The following is a 20,260-nucleotide window of genomic DNA, read 5'->3' on the forward strand; positions in this document are numbered from 1 at the left end:
AACTACGGCCGTCACCGGGGGCGTAACCCCCGGTGACGGCCGTAGTTGTGTTCATCGTGGAAGAGACGATCCCGGGCACCGAAGCCGCACAGATCCCGACGCAGCGCGGGGCATCACTGCTGGACACCGCAGTTCGCTGCACCGAGGAGCGGCACTGGGACGTGTTCCCGGGCACCTGGCTGGAGGCCGCCGGCGGGGCGCACCGCTGCTCGTGCGGTGACGCCGTGTGCCCCGCGCCCGGCGCACATCCGGCCGGGCCCGACTGGGCGGCCCGGGCGACCGGCAGCGCCACCGTCGCCCGCCGCATGTGGCAGGAGCAGCCGACCGCCTCGGTCCTGCTGCCCACGGGCCGTGCGTTCGACGCGGTCTCGGTGCCCGAGACGGCCGGGTTCCTGGCGCTGGCCCGGATGCAGCGGATGGGGCTGCCGCTCGGGCCGGTGACCCTGACGCCCCGGCGGCGCATGGAGTTCTTCGTGCTGCCGGGCGCGGCGGCGAAGGTGCCGGGCCTGGTGCGGGGGCTTGGCTGGGCGCCGTCCTCGCTCGATCTGGCGGTGCTGGGCGAGGGGGCGTACGTCGCCGCACCGCCCACGCGGTTCGGGTCCGGGGGCGCCGTGCAGTGGGTCTGCCGGCCGACACCGGCGAACCGGTGGCTGCCGGACGCGGAGGAGCTGCTCCCGCCCCTGGCCTACGCGTGCGGGAGGGACCGGTAGGGCGCCGCCCGGGAGCACCGCGCCCCTCCGGGGCACCGCGTCCCCCTTTAGGGTTCGTGGTGACGGAGGGAGACGTGGTGGGTGCTGACACGGTGGGCGCCGGCGCGGCGGGTACGGCCGCCGTACGGGTGCGGGGGCTCTGGAAGCGGTTCGGGCAGCAGGTCGCGGTGGCCGGGATCGATCTGGAGCTGCCCGCGGGCAGGTTCATCGGGCTCGTCGGGCCGAACGGGGCCGGGAAGACCACCACGCTGTCGATGGTGACCGGGCTGCTGCGGCCCGACCAGGGCACCGTCGAGGTGGTCGGGCACGACGTGTGGCGCGACCCGGTCGAGGTCAAGGCCCGGATCGGGGTGCTGCCGGAGGGGCTGCGGCTGTTCGAGCGGCTGTCGGGACGTGAACTGCTCGCCTACTCGGGCCGGTTGCGCGGGATGCCCGGCGCCGAGGTCGACAAGCGCGCCACCCAGCTCCTCGACGTCCTCGACCTGGCCGGGGCCCAGCACAAGCTCGTCGTCGACTACTCGACCGGCATGCGCAAGAAGATCGGCCTCGCCGCCGCCCTGCTGCACAACCCCGAAGTGCTCTTCCTGGACGAGCCGTTCGAGGGCGTCGACCCGGTCTCCGCGCAGACCATCCGCGGCGTCCTGGAGCGGTACACGGCGTCCGGCGCCACGGTCGTGTTCTCCTCCCACGTCATGGAGCTCGTGGAGTCGCTGTGCGACTGGGTGGCGGTGATGGCCGCGGGCCGGATCCGCGCCCACGGCCCGCTCGCCGAGGTGCGCGGCGAGGCGCCCTCGTTGCAGCGGGCGTTCCTGGAACTCGTCGGCGCGGACGGCCGCGACGCCGGCCTCGACCTCGACTGGCTGGGCGGGGGCGCCCGGTGAGCGCCCCCGCGATCACCCCCGTCGTCGTCCGGCTGAAGCTGTCCCTGCTGCGCAACGGCCTGCGGCAGTCGGGCGGACGCAGGGCGGCGTACATCGCCTCCGCCGTGATCGCCCTGCTGTTCGCCGCGCTCCAGCTCGTCGGCCTGATCGCGCTGCGGGGTTTCGACCACGCCGAGTCGCTGGTGGTGCTCCTGGTGGCGGTGCTGGGGCTGGGCTGGGCGGTGATGCCGCTGTTCTTCCCCGGCGGCGACGAGACCCTGGACCCGACCCGGCTGGTGATGCTGCCGCTGCGGCCCCGTCCGCTGGTGCGGGCCCTGCTCGTGGCCTCGCTGGTGGGCATCGGGCCGCTGTTCACGCTCTGCCTGCTCGTCGGTTCGGTGATCGCCGTCGCGCACGGCGGCGCCGCCTTCGCCGCCGGTGTCCTCGCCGTACCGCTGGCGCTGCTGGTGTGCGTGGCGCTCGCGCGGGCCGTCGCCGCCGCCAACGTGCGGCTGCTGACCAGCCGCAGGGGCCGGGACCTCGCGGTGCTCAGCGGACTGGTGATCGCGGTCGGGGCCCAGCTGGTCAACTTCGGGGCGCAGCGGCTGGGTTCCTCCGGCCTCGAGCAGCTCGGCCCGGCGGCGGACGTGGTGCGGTGGATCCCCCCGGCGTCGGCGGTCGGCGCGGTGCACTCGGCGGGCGAGGGCGCGTACGGTGCCGCCGTCGTCCAACTGCTGCTGAGCGCGGCGGCCCTGGCGGGGCTGCTGGTGCTCTGGGCGCGGTCCCTGACCCGGCTGATGACCGCGCCCGACGGCTCCACCCTCCAGACCTCCCGGGCGGCCGCCCGCGACCGCACGTCGACCGGGCTCGCCCGGCTGCTGCCCCCGGGCCGCACCGGTACGGTCATGGAACGCAGCCTGCGCTACGTCTGGCGCGACCCCAAGACCAAGGCCGCGTGGGTGACCTCGCTGGCGATCGGCCTGATCGTGCCGGTGTTCAACGCCTGGCAGGGCACCGGCTCGGTGTACCTCGCCTGCTTCGCCGCCGGCATGCTCGGCATGCAGATGTACAACCAGTTCGGGCAGGACACCTCCGCGTTCTGGATGGTCGCGATGACCGTCTCCTCCCCCCGGGACGCCTACGTCGAACTGCGCGCCCGCGCGCTGGCCCTGCTGCTGATCACCCTGCCGTACGCCACGCTCGTCACCGTCCTGACGGCCGCGCTGCTCGGCGACTGGCCGCTGCTGCCGGAGGCGCTGGGCCTGTCCTTCGCCCTGCTCGGGGCGATGCTGGCGACGGGCGCGTGGACCTCGGCGCGCTTCCCCTACTCCATTCCGCAGGAGGGGTACAAGAACGTCGCCCCCGGGCAGGTCGGGCTCGCCTGGGTCTCCATCGTCGGCGGCATGGTCGCGGCGGCCGTGCTGTGCGCACCGGTCATCGCCCTCACCGTCTGGCTGAACGCCGGCGCGGACGGCGACGCCGGGCGGTGGCTGCTGCTGCCGGTGGGCACGCTGTACGGAGCGGCCCTGACGCTGCTGGGTCTGCGCCTCGCCGCCCCGCGAACGGCCCGCCGCCTGCCGGAGATCCTCGCGGCGGTCAGCAAGGGATGACCCGGGTGCCGGGAGAGCGCGCCGGGCCCCGCCGGAAACGGTCGGGAGCGGCCGGGAAGGGACCCGGCCGCCGCCCCGGTCCGGCGCGTCAGGGCCGGCTGAGCGCGTCCAGGAACGGCTCGATCGCCGCCCGCCAGGCCTCCGGCTGGTCGTAGTGGACCAGGTGGCCCGCGTCGGCCACCTCCGCGTACCGGCCGTGCGGCAGGACCCGCACCATCTCCTGCGCCTCCGCGCGGCCCAGCTCGCCGTCGAGGCCGCGGACCACCAGGGCGGGGCAGCGGACCTGGGCCAGCTCCTCCCAGTGGGCGTCGAACACCCAGGTCTCGCGGGAGCGGAGCATCTGCTCCGGGTCGAACACCGGGCGCCACCCGTCCGGGGACTCGGCCATCACCTCGGCGTAGAACTCGCCGCGGGCCGGGTTGGGCCGCTCCACCCACGGGTCGTCCTCGCCGAACCACTTGCGCACGTCGGCGAGCGTGGCGAACGGGACCGGCCATGCCTTGAACCACTCGGCCCACTCGTGCTGCGAGGCACCGCCGAGGGCGGAGGCCCGCATGTCGCAGATGATCAGCCCGCGGACCAGGTCGGGCCGCTTGGCGGCCAGCTGCCACGCCGTCAGCGCGCCCATGGCGTGGCCGATGAGGACGGCCGGACCGAGACCGAGCTGTTCGAGGGCGGCCTCGGCGTCGTCGACGTAGGCGTCGCGGGTGAAGGCGGCCCTGGGGGGCTTGTCGCTGCGGCCGTGGCCGCGCTGGTCGAGGGCGACGGCGCGGTGGCGCTCGGAGAGCCAGCGGGCGGTGGGCGCCCAGTGCGAGGCGCGGCCCATCAGTCCGTGCAGTAACAGCACGCCCGGGGCGCCCTGCGCGGCGCCCTCCGCCGGGTCGGTACCGGTCTTGGCCGGGTCGCCGAACTCCCAGGCGGCGAGTCGTACGCCGTCCGCCCCGGTCACGTCGATGCGTCGCGCCATGGTCGTGGCACCCCCAAGCTCCCTGACTGCCCGCTGCCTGCCGTGCTCGTCCTGCCCGTTGCCGCTGTGTCCGCAGATTATCGAATGCACATTCGAGAATGCCGTTTCGGCCGTCAACACCCCTCGTTCGAGTGACACCCTCCAAGGATTGATCGCCGCGGCCCAGGGGAGATCTTCAACGGGGGGCGGACCGCTCGGGGAAACCGGTCCGCGGGAAATGACCCTGGGAGCTCGGGGCTCCGGGTCAGCACAGGGGAGGACAGGCCCCGGCGCCGTACGGCGCCGGGGCTCCTCACGTGGTCACGGCACATCCTCCCGCCCCTCCCCGGCCGGGGTGACATCGCTGTCGGACCCGGCCAAGAACCCCTCAGGTCATATGCCTCACGCAACAGCCTCGCACGCGAACCCGGTGAACGCTGCCCTTCGGCGTACCGGATCGCGGATTCGACGCGATCACGTCGGCGCGCCGTCCGCTCCCCGGACCGGCGCCGCAGCCGCCCCCCGGATCCACGCGGCAGCCACCCCGCGGACCGACGCGGCAGGCGGCACGCCTGCCGCGTCGACGCGGTCGCGCACCGGGCGCGCGGTTCCGGTCAGGGCTTGGCGACGAACACGTGGGAGGCGACGTCCGACTCCAGCTCGGCCGCCTCGCCGCCGCTGCCGACCAGCACCCCGCCCGCCGACTCCGTCACGCTCACCACCGAACCGGGCTGCACACCCGCCCGGCGCAGCGTGTACATCAGCTGCGCGTCCGTCTGGATCGGCTCGCCGATCCGGCGCACCACGACCGTCTTGCCCTCGGAGCCCGGGTCGAGATCGGCCAGCGAGACCATGCCCTCGTGCAGGAACGGGTCGGCGCCGTCCTTCTCACCAAGCTCCTCCAGCCCCGGGATCGGGTTGCCGTAGGGCGACTCGGTCGGGTGCCGCAGCAGCTCCAGCACGCGGCGCTCCACGGCCTCGCTCATCACGTGCTCCCAGCGGCAGGCCTCGGCGTGCACCTGCTCCCACTCCAGACCGATCACGTCGACGAGCAGGCACTCGGCGAGACGGTGCTTGCGCATCACGCGCGTGGCCAGCCGGCGACCCTCCTCCGTGAGCTCCAGATGGCGGTCGCTGGCGACGGACACCAGGCCGTCGCGCTCCATCCGCGCCACCGTCTGGCTGACCGTCGGCCCGCTCTGGTCGAGCCGCTCGGCGATCCGGGCGCGCATGGGGACCACACCTTCCTCCTCCAGCTCGAGGATGGTGCGGAGATACATCTCCGTGGTGTCGATCAGTCCGGACATACGTGCCCCTCACGAGATCTGCGATTAGCCCTGCCGGAGGCTGGACGGCTCACCGGCGCGTGCGCTGGCCCAGGAATCAATTCTGACGCATCCGGCTGACAAGCGTGCCGCGCCGTGGAAACGGGGGCTCCCCCGGAGTGCCGCGGCTCCGGCGGACGGCCGCACCGGCCCCGGGGGCCGCGCCCCGTCCGCCGTATTGACACGGCACTGGTCCGGACCGCACGGTGATCCGCAGCAGAGCCACCCGAAGGGATGCCGCATGAGCGACCGCACGCCGGCCGATCGGTTCCTCGACGCCGCGATCGACCTGCTGCAGCGGGTGCGCGACGAGGAGGCCGACTCCCTCGCGGCCGCGGGCACGCTGCTCGCCGACACGGTCGCGGACGGCGGCCGGCTCTTCGCCTTCGGCGCCGGCCACTCCTCGCTGGCCGCACAGGACCTCGTCTACCGCGCGGGCGGTCTGGCCCTGATGAACCTGCTCGCCGTCCCGGGCGTCGTCGGCGTCGACGTGATGCCGGCCACGCTGGGCTCCGCCCTGGAGCGGGTCGACGGGCTCGCGGGCGCGGTGCTCGACTCCTCGCCGGTCCGCGCGGGCGACGCCCTGGTGATCGTCTCCCTGTCCGGCCGCAACGCCCTCCCCGTGGAGATGGCCATGAACGCCCGTGCCCTGGGCGCGCGGGTCATCGGCGTGACCTCGGTGGCGTACGCGGACCGGACGACGTCCCGGCACTCCTCCGGGACGTTCCTGAAGGACCACTGCGATCTCGTCCTGGACTCCAAGATCGAGGTGGGCGACGCGGAGCTCACCCACGACGGCGTCCCGGCCCCCTTCGCCCCCGCGTCCACGGTCGTCACCACGGCCCTCCTCCAGGCCGTCGTGGCCACCGCCGCCGCCACCCTGGCCGACCGCGGCATCGAGCCCCCGCTCCTGCGCTCCGGCAACGTGGACGGCGGCCACGAGTGGAACGGCCGCGTCCTGGAGCAGTACGGGGACCGGATCTTCTACCGACACTGAACCCGGCGTTCGACGCCGGCGGACCGCCGCCGCGCGTTCCCCTGCCCGCGTCGTCCGGAGGTCAGGGCTTCTCGATCACGCGCTTGATCGAGCCGGCCGGGTCGAGGCCGTTGCAGGAGACCCGGTCGACGGCCGGGTGGCCCTCCAGGTACCGGGCGACCTCCAGGCCCCTGGCGTTCACCCGTTCCATGCGCAGCCGCAGCGTGTACGGGCTGCGGCGCAGCAGGAGGGCCGTGTCGTCGTTCCGCCCTCGGTGCACACGTCCGGGCTCAGTGCGGCCTCCCCGGCCGGCCGCGCCGTGGTACGACTCGGGAACGCCTTCCCGGCGTAGTAGAGGTCGAAGTCGTCGAATGCCGTACGGAATCTGGCGCACCGCGTCCGGAAATCCGTCTCGTCGCACACGTGGACCGGTGTGCCGTGGCGCTCGGCTGTCTCCGTGACGGGCATTCCGCCGATCGTGAGGGTTCCCTGTGCGTCCACGGCGGCGGTTTTCGGCCAGATGCCGGAAGAAAGGGAGAAGGGGACGGGTCGAGAAGTCGGGGACTCTTGCGCGTGCACGGCGCTCCTCCGGTCGTGCGGCGGGTTTTCGGGCAGGGCGGTGGACGGATCCGCGGGGAAAGGCGTCGCGGAAACCGGGGCAGCCCGGAACGTCCGGGCGCGGGCGGACCCGGGCCGGAAGGGACCGAGGGCTCAGATGTCGAGAGCGAGCACGCCGGCCAACAGGAACATGACGATCCCGCAGCCGACGTTGACCTTGCGGGTGAGGTTCGAATCGCCGGTGAAGCGTTCGGCGAGGACCCCGCTCGTCACCCCCACGACCGCGTCCGCGGTGAAGCCGATGATCACGAAGATCACGCCGAGGGAGAGCAGTTGGGCGGGGACGGGCCAGCCGGAGGACGAGGTGAACTGGGGCAGGAAGGCCACGTAGAAGACGATCACCTTGGGGTTGATCAGGTTCACGATCATCGCGCGGTAGGCGATGCGCCCGTAGTCCTGGCGCGCCCGCTCCGTGCTCACCGCCATGTCGGACCTGTCACGGATGATCGAGACGCCGAGGTGGACCAGGTAGCAGAGTCCGACGACCTTGAACGCCGAAAGGAGCGCCGGATAACGGGAGATGAGGAGGGACACACCGAAGGCGCAGAGCACCGCGTGCGCGAACATCCCGGCGGCGACGCCGGCGGCCGCCGACACCCCGCCCCGGCGCCCCTGCGACACCCCGAAGGACATGACGTAGAGCATGTCGGGTCCCGGGGTGACGCAGACGATCGTGGCCGCCACGAGGAAGGAGAGGAAAGAAGCACTGTGGATGTCCATGACGGCTCGCCGCTCCGCACCTTCCGCTGGCGGCGCGGTGCGCCGCAGACCTTCGTGGAGACGACTCCAGTATCCCATCGGAGAGCGCTCACGAAGATCAACTACATGCATACTTATCAGCCGAATGCACATGGGGACAGGTGAACGAAATGAACTTACCGCACAATATCCCCCCTTCCCCGCTCTCCGAGGCGGAACTGGCCCTGTATGCCTTTGCCGTGGAGCGCGCCGACATACGCTCGGACTAGTTACCGGACATCGACGGCGAGGGGACCGAGGAGGTCGCCGCGGCCTTTCGGAGCCTGGTCGAACGCCAGCTCCTCCTGCCCGTGAACGGGGAGCAGGAACGTTGCGCCGCGGTCCCCCCGGACGTCGCCTGCGAGGCTCTCGTCCGTCCCCTCGCCCAGCGGGCGCGCGCGGCCGGCGACGCCGCGGACCGGCTGCTCGGCGAACTGGTGCCCGTCTACGAGAGCGCTCTTGAACGGCGCCTCCACCAGCCCCTGTTCGAGGAACTGCCCGATGTCGCCAGCGTGCGACGGGCCCTGGACCGGTTCGCCACCGAGGCGCAGCACGAGGTGCTGACCTCCCAGCCCGGCGGCGGGCGCACCGAGGAGGTCCTGCAGGAGGCCATGGGCCGCACCGAGGCGGTGCTCGGGCGAGGCGTCCGGATGCGCACGCTGTACCAGCACACGGCGCAGTACGACCCCGGAACCGCGGCGTACGTCGAGATCGTGACCGGCCTCGGGGCGGAAGTGCGCACCCTGGGCGGGGGTTTCATGCGGATGCTCGCGTTCGACGGCGAGGTCGTCGTGATCGAGCAGACCGGCAACCCCAAGGCCGCCCTGGTGGTCCGGGAGCCCAGCGTGGTCCCCTTCGCGGTGGCCGCCTTCGAGCTGATGTGGCGACAGGCCGACCCGTTCCCGGTCAACCTCGGTCGGGAGCAGGCCATCCGGGTGTCCGAGAAGACCAAGGAGGACATCATCCGGCTCCTGGTCCAGGGGGAGTCGGACAAGGTCATCGCCCGTCGCATGGGCATGACGGTGCGCACCCGCCAGCGCCACATCGCGAAGATCATGGAACGGATCGGCGCCAGGAGCCGGGTGCACGCCGGCTACCTGCTGCGGAAGCACGAGGAGGACCTGCGGCTCGCCGACGTCACGACCGACGGCCCCGCACACGACTGAAGCGGCCGAGCGGGGGCCGGCAGCCCCGCACTCCGCCGCTCCGGGTCGCCCGTGTGTCCGTCGCTTCCGGGGCATCGGCTCCGGGCGTCGGCGTCACGGAAGGACATGAGGTACCGCCCCCGCAGAGATCCCCCGCTCCGGCGGTCGTGGAACCCGGCGCGCCCCGGGAAGGAGCTCCGGTCATCGATGGGGTCGGCCGGACGACTGGCGTCGGACATTGCCGGGTTCGGTGTTCGACGAGGCCGGCCCGTGCCGTCGAGTCGGCGCACACGGGCCGGGGTGCGGCCGGCGAGGGCGGTCACGGCCCGTCCGCGCCCGCCCCGGCCTCCCCGGTCAGCTCCGCCAGGTCCAGGGCCGCGGCGATGTGCACCGCCACGTCCTCCGCGTACACCGCGTCGGAGCGCTCGAACGCGTTCCGGCCCGCGCCGCGCAGAAACGTCACGGCACCAAGGGTCCGGCCCCGGCTGCGCAGCACCGTGCACAGGGCGTGCACCGCGTCCGCCGGCCACTGCCGCGCCAGCGCCCACGCCCGCGCCTCCTCGGCGGTCACGGACCCCGCGGCGGCCCGCACCGACCCGATCCGCGTCACGCACTGCACCGCCGGGTGCTCCTCGCCGTAGCGCACCGGGAGACCCGCCCGGCCGACGAGCCTGCTCGGGCCCGGCGCCCCGGACGGCGTGGCCGCGATCCGCACCAGCCGGACCCGCCCGGCGGCCTCCGCGTCGTCCGCCCTGCCGTCGGCGACCCGGTCGATCAGCGCGTGGTCGGCGAAGCCGGCGAGCGCGAAGTCCAGGTGGACCGTCGCCGCCTCCGCCGGGTCCTCGCACTCCGCGGCGGCCCGCGCCGCCCGGTGCAGCTGCTGCGCGCGGAACCGCAGCAGCGAGGCCTCCTGCTCCCCCTGCCGGGCCTCGGTCACGTCCTGGAACATCCAGCCGACACCGAGCGGAACCGGTTCCTCCGACAGCGGTGACGCCAGCCGCACGAACCCGCTCCGCCAGCACCGCCGCCGCTCGCCCTCCGGCGTCCGCACGCTCACCCACATCTCGGCGGGCGCGGGCGGCGCGCCCTCCGCCAGCACATGGGTGAGCGCGCTCTCCAGCTCCTCCACCCCCTGCGACAGCAGCTCACCGAGCGGCCGCCCCAGCACGGACGTCCGCCCCGCGCCCAGCGCCCGCGCCGCGTGCGCGTTCACCACCGCGGGGCGCAGGTCGGCGTCGACCAGCACCACACCCCAGCTCGCGTCCTCCAGCAGCGCCTCGCTCAGGGCGATCGAGCGCTCCAGGTCGATCTGCGCGTGCACCTCGCTGAACGCGCAGTACACCCCCGCCGGCTTCCCGTCCGGTCCGCGCACCGCCGCGGACTGCGTCCGCACCAGCACCCGGCCGCCGTCCTTGGTCAGCAGCGCGAACTCGTGCACCTGCCGGCCCGGGGCGTCCATGGCCGACATCAGCCGCGCCTCGACCTCCGCGGCGTCCGCGCTGCGCACGGCCCACCCGGCGAACCCGCGCCGGCCCACCGCCTCGGCCGCGGTCCACCCGAGGATCCGCTCCGCCTCGCGGTTCCAGTGCGTCACGACCCCGTCCGCGGCGAAGGCGCACAGGGCGGCGTCCATGCCGTCCAGCAGCGCGGCGAGCAGATCGGACCCGTCCGAACCCTCCCGCCCGGGCTGGGGCTCGTCCGGCCCCAGCTCGTCGGTGGCCCCACTACGCCGGGAAGCACTCACCTGGACCCCCTGCAGGCTGCGTCCGCACGCACGGCACGCCGGTTCGCTCACTTGCAATCATTGAACTTGAACGTGATGCAGCGCACATTCGGTTCCCACAAGATTGTGGGAATCGTTGCACAGTACCGCCCTGATCCGGCCCCCGGCGGTCCTCCGGAACGATCTCCGGGAGGCCGGGCTCACCGCCCGGCCGACGGGCACGGCGGCACCACGCGGTACGGTGCCGCGGGCTCGGTCGGCACCGACGCCCGTCCGACGGGGCCCGGCGTCCGGAGGACGACCGCCCGGCCGCGGATCGACCCACGCGCCGCGCTCGCCGTCCGGCACGTACCGCTCCCGCTCGACGAACCCCCGTGCCCCGCCCGAGCCGCCCGAGCCGCTCGCGCACCTCGCCGCGCGGCGTCGCGGCGGGCGGCGTCGCGGCGGGCGGCGTCGCGGCGGGCGGCGTCGCGGCGGGCGGCGCGATCACGTCGTGGCCGTGCCGCCCCGCTCCGGCACGGCCTCGCCGTCCACGGCCTCGACACCGAGCACGGCCGTCGGCCGGTCCGCCGCCTTCCGGCCGGGGGCCCCGGCCCCGCTGCCCCGCCGCGCGTCCACCTCGATCTCGATCCTCATCCGGGGATCCGCGAGACCGCACTCCAGCATCGTCGCGGCCGGGCGCACCTCACCGAAGTACCGCTTCAGCACCGGCCAGCACGGCTCGAAGTCCTCCCGCGCGGGCAGCAGGTACCGCACCCGCACGACGTCGGCGAAGCCGCACCCGGCCTCCTCCAGCGCGGCCCCGATGTTCCGCAGGCACTGCTCGGCCTGCTCCACGACGTCGTCGGAGATCGTCATCGTCGCGTAGTCGAACCCGGTCGTCCCCGACACGTACACGCGGTCACCGTCGACGACGGCCCGTGCGTACCCGATCCGCTCCTCGAACACCGACCCGCTGAGAACCGCCCGCCGCATCCCGCTCATGCGCGGCACGCTAGGTGATCACCGTGCGGCCGTCACCGGAATCTCGAAAAAAGAGGTTGATGACAGGGCCGGTGGTTTCTTAGGGTTTCAGGTACATGAGAAGGGAGGTGGTTCGGCAGATGTATGAATACCGGACGCATGAGGTGGCTGCGGGCTAGCGGCCCGTCACCACGTTCCGTGCGGTGCCGGACCAGCGTGTGAGGAACACGCAGCCGGCCAATCCCACGCAGTCACCCGACCCGCGAGTCGCCGGTACGTCCGGCCGGCTCCTCCAGCCGGAGGAACCAGACTCGCGGGTCGTCTGCGTGTCCGGGGACTTTCCCGGGGTCAGCGGGGGCCGCGGGATCAGCGGGCGAGGTCCGCGTAGCCCTTGACCTCGCGCGGGTCACGGGTGCCCGGGCCGATGTAGCGGGCCGAGGGGCGGACCAGGCGGCCGGTGCGCTTCTGCTCGAGGATGTGGGCCGACCAGCCCGCCGTGCGGGCGCAGGTGAACATCGAGGTGAACATGTGGGCCGGGACCTCGGCGAAGTCCAGGACGATGGCGGCCCAGAACTCGACGTTGGTGGCGAGGACCCGGTCGGGGCGGCGGGCGTGGAGCTCGGCCAGGGCGGCCTTCTCCAGGGCCTCGGCGACCTCGTAGCGCGGGGCGCCGAGCTCGCGGGCGGTGCGGCGCAGGACGCGGGCGCGGGGGTCCTCCGCGCGGTAGACGCGGTGGCCGAAGCCCATGAGGCGCTCGCCCTTGTCGAGGGTCTGCTTGACGTACGCCTCGGCGTCCCCGGTGCGCTCGATCTCCTCGATCATGTGCAGCACCCGGGAGGGCGCCCCGCCGTGCAGCGGGCCCGACATGGCGCCGACGGCGCCCGAGAGGGCCGCCGCCACGTCCGCGCCCGTGGAGGCGATGACGCGGGCGGTGAAGGTGGAGGCGTTCATGCCGTGCTCGGCGGCCGACGTCCAGTACGCGTCGACGGCGGCGACGTGCTTGGGGTCGGGCTCGCCGCGCCAGCGGATCATGAAGCGCTCGACGACGGAGTGCGCCTTGTCTATCTCGCGCTGCGGGACCATGGGCAGGCCCTGGCCGCGGGCGGACTGGGCGACGTAGGAGAGGGCCATCACCGCGGCGCGGGCGAGGTCCTCGCGGGCCTGCGCGGCATCGATGTCGAGCAGGGGTTTCAGGCCCCAGACGGGTGCCAGCATGGCGAGCGCGGACTGGACGTCGACGCGGATGTCGCCGGAGTGCACGGGGATGGGGAACGGCTCGGCGGGCGGCAGGCCGGGGTCGAAGGCCCCGTCCACGAGCAGCCCCCAGACGTTGCCGAAGGAGACGTGCCCGACCAGGTCCTCGATGTCGACGCCCCGGTACCGCAGGGCACCGCCCTCCTTGTCCGGTTCGGCGATCTCCGTTTCGAACGCGACGACCCCTTCGAGCCCGGGTACGAAGTCGGACATCAGGCGGCTCCTCGTCAAGTGGGGAACAGATGGTGTTGTGTAGGGGGCGGCCACGTGCCGGCCTGCGGAAGCGGGTGCGTCCGGGGGATCCGCGGTCGGCTCACGAGGACTCGCGGTCCGGGACGTCACCCCTGTGATGCCCGGCTGGATGTCACCCAACCGGATCAGTGCCAGCACGATATCCCCGAGTGCCCTTTTTGGGGAGGGCTCGCGGCACTGAGTGCCATTCGCACCCCGCTCGCGTCCCTCCCGTCGTCCCTCCCGTCGTCCTCTCGCCTCCCTTTCGCGCCCCTCTCGCCTCCTTCTCGGTCACCGGGGACACCTCCTCCCCCAGGGGTCCGCGCATGCGGCAGGATGACGGCGTGACCGACCGAGACGCCGTCCCCTTCGATCTCGCCGCGATGCGCAAGCACTACCGGACCGAGGGGCTCTCCGAGACCGACCTGGCCGCCTCCCCCGTCGAGCAGTTCGCGCGCTGGTTCAAACAGGCCGCGACGGAGGGCGGGCTGTTCGAGCCGAACGCCATGATCGTCTCCACCGCGGACGCGGACGGCCGGCCCAGCTCCCGCACGGTGCTGCTGAAGCACTTCGACGAGCAGGGGTTCGTGTTCTACACCAACTACGACTCCCGCAAGGGGCGGGAGCTGGACGCGAACCCGCACGTCTCGCTGCTGTTCCCCTGGCATCCGATGGCCCGGCAGGTCATCGTCACCGGCACCGCGCGGCGCACCGGCCGGGACGAGACGGCCGCCTACTTCCGCACCCGCCCGCACGGCTCCCAGCTGGGCGCGTGGGCCAGCGGCCAGTCGTCGGTGATCGCCGGCCGTGCGGAGCTCGACGCGGCCTACGCCGAGCTGGCCGCCCGGTACCCGGAGGGCGAGCAGGTGCCGGTGCCGCCGCACTGGGGCGGCTTCCGGGTGGTCCCGCGGACGGTGGAGTTCTGGCAGGGCCGCGAGAACCGGCTGCACGACCGGCTGCGGTACGTGGCGCGGCCGGACGGGGGCTGGCGGGTGGAGCGGCTCGCTCCCTGAGCGGGCGCCTCACGGCCCGCCCCACAGGTGTACGGCTTGCCCCACGGGTACGCGGTGCGGTGCGGGTGCGGACGGTCACCCACGGGTCAGCCCAGTTCCGCGTCCAGCAGGGCCGCCCACTGCGCCACCACCCGTTCGCGGCGGGCCGCGTCGTCGGTGAGGAGGTTGGCCAGGCCCAGGCCGCGGGCCATGTCGAGGAGGCCCTGGACGGTCTCGCGGACACCGGGGCGGGTCTCGTCGGCGCCGAGGAGTTCCACGGCGATGCGGTGGGACTCGCGGCCGACGCGCGACTCCAGCTCGGTCACGCGCGGGCGCAGCTGCTCCTCGTTGGAGGCGGCGACCCACAGGTGGAGGGCGGCGCGGAACAGGGGGCCGGTGTAGAGGTCGACCAGCGCCGCGACCACCGCGCGGCGGTCACCGGCCGCCGCGCCCTCGGGGAACAGCGCGCGCAGGGCGGTGGAGCGTTCCTCGGCGACGTACTCGACGGCGGCGGTGAAGAGGTCCTCGCGGGTCGGGAAGTGGTGCTGGGCGGCGCCCCGGGAGACCCCGGCGCGTTCGGCGACGACGGACACCGTGGAGCCCGCCCAGCCGTGTGCGGCGAGGCAGGCCACGGCGGCTTCCAGCAGCCGCTGCCGGGTGGCCCGGCTGCGGTCCTGCTTGGGAACTCGTTCCGCACGGTCGGTCGTGCTCACATCACCCACTCCGGATCCCGTCGTTCGAGGAAGGCCGTCATCCCCTCGTGCGCGGCGGCGGAGGAGAAGAGCCGGGCCGAGAGCGCGGTCAGGTCGGCCGCGTCCCGGTCGAAGGTCTCCAGCACCCTAGCCGTGAGCAGCCGTTTCGTCTCGGCCAGGGCCTCGGGGGCGGCCCTGCGCAGGCCGTCGAGGACGGGGGCGAGGGTCTCGTCCACGTCGTCGCCGACGGCGGTGAGCAGGCCGACGCGGACGGCTTCGGCGGCGTCGAGGCGTTCCCCGGTGAGGTAGTAGCGGGCGAGTGCGCGCGGGTCGGTGCGGGGCACCACGGGCAGGGAGACGACGGCGGGGGCGACGCCGATGCGGACCTCGGTGAAGGCGAAGGTGGCGGCGTGGGAGGCGACGGCGATGTCGCAGGCGGTCAGCAGGCCGAGGCCGCCCGCGCGGACGTGTCCGGTGACCCGGGCGACGACCGGTTTGGGCAGCTCGACGATCTGCCGCAGCAGACCGACCAGGGCCTCGGGCGCGGGCGGGTCGCGCAGGTCGGCGCCGGCGCTGAAGGTGGTGCCGGTGTGGGTGAGGACGACCGCGCGGACGGCGGCGTCCCCGCCCGCGTCGGCCAGCGCGCCGGCCAGTTCGGCGACGAGGGCGGCGGAGAGGGCGTTGCGGCGGTGCGGGGCGTCGAGGCCGAGCGTCTCGACGCCCCGTTCGCGGGTGCGGCCGATCAGGGTCACGAGGACTCCTCGTCCGCCGCCCGGTCCCTGAGCTCGCGGCGCAGGATCTTGCCCGAGGCGGCGCGGGGGACGCCGTCGACGAAGGTGACGCGCCGGACGCGCTTGTAGGGGGCGACGCGTTCGGCGACGTACCTCATGACCTCGCCCTCGGACAGCCCGGGGGCGGACGGCCGGCGGACGACGTGGGCGTGCGGGACCTCGTTGCCGTCGTCGTCGTGGGCGCCGACGACGGCGGCGTCGACGATGTCGGGGTGGGTGAGCAGCAGCGCCTCGAGTTCGGCGGGGGCGACCTGGAAGCCCTTGTACTTGATCAGCTCCTTGACCCGGTCGACGACGAACAGCCAGCCGTCCGCATCGACATGGCCGACGTCCCCGGTGTGCAGCCAGCCGTCCGCGTCGATCATCGCGGCGGTGGCGTCGGGGCGCCCGAGGTAGCCCTTCATCACCTGCGGGCCGCGGATGAGGATCTCGCCGGACGCGCCGGGGCCGAGGTCCTCGCCGGGGTCGTCGAGGGAGACGATGCGCATCTCGGTGCCGGCGAGGAGCTTGCCGACGGTGCCGGGCGGCGCGTCGCGCAGGGCGGCCGGCGGGACGACGTGCGTGCCGGGCGACAGTTCCGTCATGCCGTAGGCCTGGCCGACGGGCGGCAGTCCGAGCCGCTGCGAGCAGGCGGCGGCGAGGCGCGCGTCCAGCGGGGCGGCGGCGCTGATGACGTGCTTCAGCGAGGACAGGTCGTACCGGTCGATCAGCGGGTGCTTGGCGAGGGCCAGGACGATCGGCGGGGCCACGTACAGGTTCGTGATGCGGTGGTTCTGGATGGCGGCGAGGAACGTCTCGAGGTCGAAGCGGGGCAGCACGACGACGGTGGCGCCCTGCCGCAGGGGGGCGTTCATGAGCGCCGTCAACCCATAGATGTGAAAGAACGGCAGCACGGCGAGGATGCGGTCGCCGGGGCCCGTCGAGATCAGCGGCTGGAGCTGGGCCAGGTTGGTGGCGATCTGGCGGTGGGTGAGCATCACGCCCTTGGGGACGCCGGTGGTACCGGAGGAGTAGGGCAGGACGGCGACGTCCTCGACGGGGTCGATGTCGACCACGGGCTCGGGCGCGGTGGAGGCCAGCAGGTCGATCAGGGACCGGTGGCCGGGCGCGCTGTCGCAGACGAGGATCTCCTCGATGCCGCCGGCGCGTTCCGCGGCGGCGCGCGCGGTGTCCAGCAGCGGCGAGACGGTGACGATCCAGCGGGCCGCGGCGTCCTTCAGCTGCTTGGCGAACTCCTCGGCGGTGGCGAGCGGGTGGACGGTGGTGACCGAGGCCCCCGCGCGGGTGGCCGCGTAGAAGGCGGTGGGGAAGGCGATGGTGTTGGGGCTGTGCAGGGCGAGCACGTCGCCCTTGCGCACGCCGGCCTCGGCGAGCCCGGCGGCGACGCGCCGGTGGAAGCGGTCCACCTGCTCGTAGGTGAGGGTGGTGCCGTCGGTGCCGTCGATGAGCGCGGGGGTGCTGCCGAACTCGGCGGCCCGGCCCAGTACGGCCTCGTGGATGGGGAGTTCGACGGGCGGGACGTCTGCGTACTCGCTGCGGAACACGGTTCCTCCAAAGCGGCCTAGTACGACTTGGGAAGCCCCAGGGTCTGGTGGGAGACGTAGTTGAGGATCATCTCCCGGCTCACCGGGGCGATACGGGACACGCGGGCTGCGGTGATCAGCGAGGCGAGCCCGAACTCACGGGTGAGGCCGTTCCCGCCGAGGGTGTGCACGGCCTGGTCGACGGCCTTCACGCAGGCCTCGGCCGCCGCGTACTTGGCCATGTTGGCGGCCTCGCCGGCGCCGATGTCGTCGCCGGCGTCGTAGAGGTGGGCGGCCTTCTGCATCATCAGGCGGGAGAGTTCGAGCTCGATGTGCGCCTGGGCGAGGGGGTGGGCGATGCCCTGGTGGGCGCCGATGGGGGTCTTCCAGACGGTGCGCTCGCGGGCGTAGGCGACGGCCTTGGCGAGGGCGTACCGGCCCATGCCGATCGAGAAGGCGGCCGACATGATGCGTTCGGGGTTGAGGCCGGCGAAGAGCTGGAGCAGCCCGGCGTCCTCGTCGCCGACCAGCGCGTCGGCGGGCAGCCGCACGTCGTCGAGCACCAGCTCGAACTGCTTCTCGGAGGCGTTGAGTTCCATGTCGATGGCCCGCCGCTGGAAGCCCTCGGTGTCGCGCGGGACGATGAACAGGCAGGGCTTGAGGTTCCCGGTGCGGGCGTCCTCGGTGCGGCCGACGACGAGGGTCGCGGCGGCGTTGTCCACGCCGGAGACGAACACCTTGCGGCCGGTGAGCAGCCAGTCGCCGCTGTCGGGGTCGCGCCGCGCGGTGGTGGTGATGCGGTGGGAGTTGGAGCCGGCGTCGGGTTCGGTGATGCCGAAGGCCATGGTGCGGGTGCCGTCGGCGAGGGCGGGCAGCCACTCCCGCTTCTGCTGCTCGGTGCCGAAGCGGGCGATGACGGTGCCGCAGATCGCCGGGGAGACCACCAGCATGAGGAGGGGGCAGCCGGCCGCGCCCAGTTCCTCCAGGACGATGGAGAGTTCGGTGATGCCGCCGCCTCCGCCCCCGTACTCCTCCGGCAGGTTGACGCCCAGGTAGCCGAGCTCGGCGGCTTCCGCCCAGAGTTCCTTGGGGTGGTGGCCGGATCCGACGGTGCTGGTGAGGTAGTCGCGGCCGTAGCTCCTGCCGAGGGCGGCGACCGCCGCGCGGAAGGCCTTGTGCTCCTCGGATTCGATGACGGGCATGAGCGCTCCTAAGGGAGAGGGGCTTCAGGTCGTCGGGAGGGTGCGGGTCGTGTGCGGCCGGCCGCGCCCACGCGGCACAGGGCCGCACACCGGGCACGGCCTCGTGCCTCAGGGAGTGGGGTGTGCCTCCACGACAGCCAGGAGGGCGCCGACCTCCACCTGCTGTCCCGGTGCCACGTGCAGGGCGTCCAGGGTGCCCGTGACCGGAGCCGTGATCCTGTGCTGCATCTTCATCGCCTCCAGCCACAGCAGGGGCTCGCCCGCCCGGACGGCGGCTCCCTCGGCCAGTCCGTCGGCGACGCGGACGACCGTGCCCGGCATGGGGGCCAGCAGGGAGCCCGGGGCGTGCTGGGCGGCGGGTTCGGGGAAGCGGGGCAGGGCGGTGAGGGCGGTGGCGCCCGCATACACCCGGTCCCCGTAGCGGCCGATCTCGTAGCGGCGCCGGACGCCGTCGGCCTCGAGGACGACGAGGCCGGCGTCGGCGTGCACCACCCGGACCCCGTCCGCCGCGAGCCCGTCCCGGGTGTGCCGGTAGCGGACCTCGTGTTCCTCGCCCGCCAGGGCGTACCGCTTGACCTGCGGCCCGGAGGGCAGGTTGCGCCAGCCGCCGAAGCGGGAGCGGCCGTGGGCGTCGGCGAGTGCGGCGGCCAGCGGGGCGTACGGGTCCGGGGCCGGCTCGGTCAGCGCGGTCAGGTGGCGGTCGTAGAAGGCGGTGTCCATCCGGCCTTCCGCGAACTCCCGGTGCCGCAGGGAGCGGACGAGGAGGTCCCGGTTGGTGACGGGGCCGTGGATCACCGCCCGTTCCAGCGCGGAGGCGAGTGCGCGGACCGCCTCCGCACGGGTGGGGGCGTGCGCGACGACCTTGGCGAGCAGGGGGTCGTAGTGCACGCCGATGTCGTCGCCGTCGGTGTACCCGGTGTCCAGGCGGACGGCGCCGGGGACGGAGAGGCGGTGCAGGCGGCCGGTCTGCGGGGCCCAGTCGCGGGCGGGGTCCTCGGCGTACAGGCGGGCCTCGACGGCGTGGCCGTGCGCGGGGGGCGGGTCGGCCGCGAGGGCGTGCCCCTCGGCCACGCGGATCTGCTCGGCGACGAGGTCGATCCCGAACACGGCCTCGGTGACCGGGTGTTCCACCTGGAGGCGGGTGTTCATCTCCAGGAAGTGCGCCCGGTCGCCGGCGACCAGGAACTCGACGGTCCCGGCGCCGACGTATCCGACGGCGCGGGCCGCGCGCACGGCGAGCGCGTGGAGTTCGTCGGTGAGGGCCGGTGCCAGCCCGGGGGCCGGGGCCTCCTCGATCACCTTCTGGTGGCGGCGCTGGAGGGAGCAGTCCCGGGTGCCGAGCGTCCACACCGTGCCGTGGGTGTCGGCGAGGACCTGCACCTCGACGTGGCGTCCGTCCTGCACGTAGGGCTCGACGAACACCTCGCCGTCACCGAAGGCGCTCGCCGCCTCGGCGCGGGCGGCGGCCCGTTCGGCGTCGAGGTCGGCCAGGCGCCGTACGACGCGCATCCCGCGCCCGCCGCCGCCCGCCGCCGCCTTCACCAGCACCGGCAGGTCCGCCTCGGTGACCTCGCGCAGGGGCTCGATCCCCATCAGCTCCTTGGCGCGGGTCTTGGACGCCATCGCCTCGATCGCCTCCGGGGGCGGCCCGATCCACACCAGGCCCGCGTCCCGCACGGCCCGCGCGAAGCCGGCGTTCTCGGAGAGGAAGCCGTAGCCGGGGTGCACGGCGTCCGCGCCGGCCGCGAGGGCCGCCTTCACGATCAGGTCGCCGCGCAGGTAGGTGTCGGCGGGCGCCGTCCCCGGCAGCCGCACCGCCGTGTCGGCCACGCGTACGTGGAGGGCGTTGCCGTCCGCGTCCGAGTGCACCGCGACCGTGCGGATGCCCAGGTCACGGCAGGTACGCACGACACGGCAGGCGATCTCGCCGCGGTTCGCCACAAGAACGGAAGCAATCATGG

The 20,260-nt window shown here is 73.7% G+C and carries 18 protein-coding genes; 6 read left to right on the forward strand and 12 right to left on the reverse strand.

From position 1 onward, the window contains the following. Positions 1-56 precede the first annotated feature (56 nt). The 3 genes from B7L92_RS04210 to B7L92_RS04220 are packed head-to-tail and all read left to right on the forward strand — an operon-like array spanning position 57 to position 3,180. Positions 57-710, forward strand: coding sequence for a bifunctional DNA primase/polymerase (locus B7L92_RS04210; protein WP_081236154.1), 654 nt, complete (start codon positions 57-59; stop codon positions 708-710). 59 nt (positions 711-769) lie between these two features. Continuing rightward, positions 770-1,591, forward strand: coding sequence for an ABC transporter ATP-binding protein (locus tag B7L92_RS04215; protein WP_063744519.1), 822 nt, complete (start codon positions 770-772; stop codon positions 1,589-1,591). Then, on the forward strand, positions 1,588-3,180 hold the full coding sequence (locus B7L92_RS04220) for a transporter (RefSeq protein WP_107501367.1): 1,593 nt from the start codon (positions 1,588-1,590) through the stop codon (positions 3,178-3,180). Before B7L92_RS04215 ends, B7L92_RS04220 begins: the two co-directional genes overlap by 4 nt. Before the next feature lie 88 nt (positions 3,181-3,268). On the opposite strand, the gene B7L92_RS04225 is transcribed toward B7L92_RS04220, so the two are convergent. Together B7L92_RS04225 and B7L92_RS04230 are read right to left on the reverse strand one after the other, a co-directional pair. Further along, positions 3,269-4,147, reverse strand: a complete 879-nt coding sequence (locus tag B7L92_RS04225; RefSeq protein ID WP_081236138.1) for an alpha/beta fold hydrolase — start codon at positions 4,145-4,147, stop codon at positions 3,269-3,271. Between the two features lie 593 nt (positions 4,148-4,740). Further along, the gene (locus tag B7L92_RS04230) at positions 4,741-5,433 is read right to left on the reverse strand and encodes an iron-dependent transcriptional repressor DtxR (protein WP_081236139.1); all 693 of its coding nucleotides are present in this window, start codon (positions 5,431-5,433) and stop codon (positions 4,741-4,743) included. Positions 5,434-5,692: 259 nt separating this feature from the next. On the opposite strand from B7L92_RS04230, the gene B7L92_RS04235 reads away from it, so the two are divergent. Further along, complete coding sequence (locus tag B7L92_RS04235) at positions 5,693-6,448, forward strand: SIS domain-containing protein (protein WP_081236140.1); 756 nt, start codon at positions 5,693-5,695, stop codon at positions 6,446-6,448. Positions 6,449-6,509: 61 nt separating this feature from the next. Here B7L92_RS04235 and B7L92_RS40535 read toward each other — a convergent pair whose 3' ends face one another. Next, positions 6,510-6,707 carry a PLP-dependent transferase gene (locus tag B7L92_RS40535; protein ID WP_081236141.1) on the reverse strand — a complete coding sequence of 66 codons (198 nt, stop codon included), beginning with the start codon at positions 6,705-6,707 and terminating at the stop codon, positions 6,510-6,512. Positions 6,708-7,138: 431 nt separating this feature from the next. Then, the gene (locus tag B7L92_RS04245; RefSeq protein ID WP_159460996.1) at positions 7,139-7,765 is read right to left on the reverse strand and encodes a LysE family translocator; all 627 of its coding nucleotides are present in this window, start codon (positions 7,763-7,765) and stop codon (positions 7,139-7,141) included. Between the two features lie 329 nt (positions 7,766-8,094). Between B7L92_RS04245 and B7L92_RS41925 the strand changes: the two genes are divergently transcribed. Next, positions 8,095-8,949 (forward strand): helix-turn-helix transcriptional regulator, encoded by an 855-nt coding sequence (locus B7L92_RS41925; protein WP_081236143.1) that lies wholly within the window; start codon positions 8,095-8,097, stop codon positions 8,947-8,949. Between the two features lie 298 nt (positions 8,950-9,247). On the opposite strand, the gene B7L92_RS04255 is transcribed toward B7L92_RS41925, so the two are convergent. The 3 genes from B7L92_RS04255 to B7L92_RS04265 form a co-directional block, all read right to left on the reverse strand. Continuing rightward, on the reverse strand, positions 9,248-10,672 hold the full coding sequence (locus tag B7L92_RS04255) for a PAS domain-containing protein (RefSeq protein ID WP_081236156.1): 1,425 nt from the start codon (positions 10,670-10,672) through the stop codon (positions 9,248-9,250). Positions 10,673-11,137: 465 nt separating this feature from the next. Further along, the gene (locus B7L92_RS04260) at positions 11,138-11,635 is read right to left on the reverse strand and encodes a RidA family protein (RefSeq protein WP_255310748.1); all 498 of its coding nucleotides are present in this window, start codon (positions 11,633-11,635) and stop codon (positions 11,138-11,140) included. A gap of 345 nt (positions 11,636-11,980) precedes the next feature. Next, the gene (locus B7L92_RS04265) at positions 11,981-13,081 is read right to left on the reverse strand and encodes a citrate synthase 2 (RefSeq protein WP_016825759.1); all 1,101 of its coding nucleotides are present in this window, start codon (positions 13,079-13,081) and stop codon (positions 11,981-11,983) included. Positions 13,082-13,425: 344 nt separating this feature from the next. Between B7L92_RS04265 and pdxH the strand changes: the two genes are divergently transcribed. Beyond that, positions 13,426-14,112 carry a pyridoxamine 5'-phosphate oxidase gene (pdxH, locus tag B7L92_RS04270; RefSeq protein ID WP_107501370.1) on the forward strand — a complete coding sequence of 229 codons (687 nt, stop codon included), beginning with the start codon at positions 13,426-13,428 and terminating at the stop codon, positions 14,110-14,112. A gap of 86 nt (positions 14,113-14,198) precedes the next feature. On the opposite strand, the gene B7L92_RS04275 is transcribed toward pdxH, so the two are convergent. The 5 genes from B7L92_RS04275 to B7L92_RS04295 form a co-directional block, all read right to left on the reverse strand. Beyond that, complete coding sequence (locus B7L92_RS04275) at positions 14,199-14,813, reverse strand: TetR/AcrR family transcriptional regulator (protein WP_174703926.1); 615 nt, start codon at positions 14,811-14,813, stop codon at positions 14,199-14,201. Continuing rightward, positions 14,801-15,535: an enoyl-CoA hydratase family protein gene (locus B7L92_RS04280; RefSeq protein WP_081236145.1), complete on the reverse strand. Its 735-nt coding sequence runs from the start codon at positions 15,533-15,535 to the stop codon at positions 14,801-14,803. Before B7L92_RS04280 ends, B7L92_RS04275 begins: the two co-directional genes overlap by 13 nt. Beyond that, entirely contained in the window at positions 15,532-17,118 is a 1,587-nt protein-coding gene (locus tag B7L92_RS04285) for a 4-coumarate--CoA ligase family protein (RefSeq protein WP_081236146.1), read from the reverse strand. Before B7L92_RS04285 ends, B7L92_RS04280 begins: the two co-directional genes overlap by 4 nt. 17 nt (positions 17,119-17,135) lie before the next feature. Beyond that, positions 17,136-18,299 (reverse strand): acyl-CoA dehydrogenase family protein, encoded by a 1,164-nt coding sequence (locus B7L92_RS04290; RefSeq protein WP_081236147.1) that lies wholly within the window; start codon positions 18,297-18,299, stop codon positions 17,136-17,138. Between the two features lie 108 nt (positions 18,300-18,407). Next, positions 18,408-20,258 carry an acetyl/propionyl/methylcrotonyl-CoA carboxylase subunit alpha gene (locus B7L92_RS04295; protein ID WP_081236148.1) on the reverse strand — a complete coding sequence of 617 codons (1,851 nt, stop codon included), beginning with the start codon at positions 20,256-20,258 and terminating at the stop codon, positions 18,408-18,410. Between the last annotated feature and the right edge of the window lie 2 nt (positions 20,259-20,260).

Source organism: Streptomyces viridosporus (assembly GCF_002078235.1).
Lineage (GTDB): Bacteria > Actinomycetota > Actinomycetes > Streptomycetales > Streptomycetaceae > Streptomyces > Streptomyces viridosporus.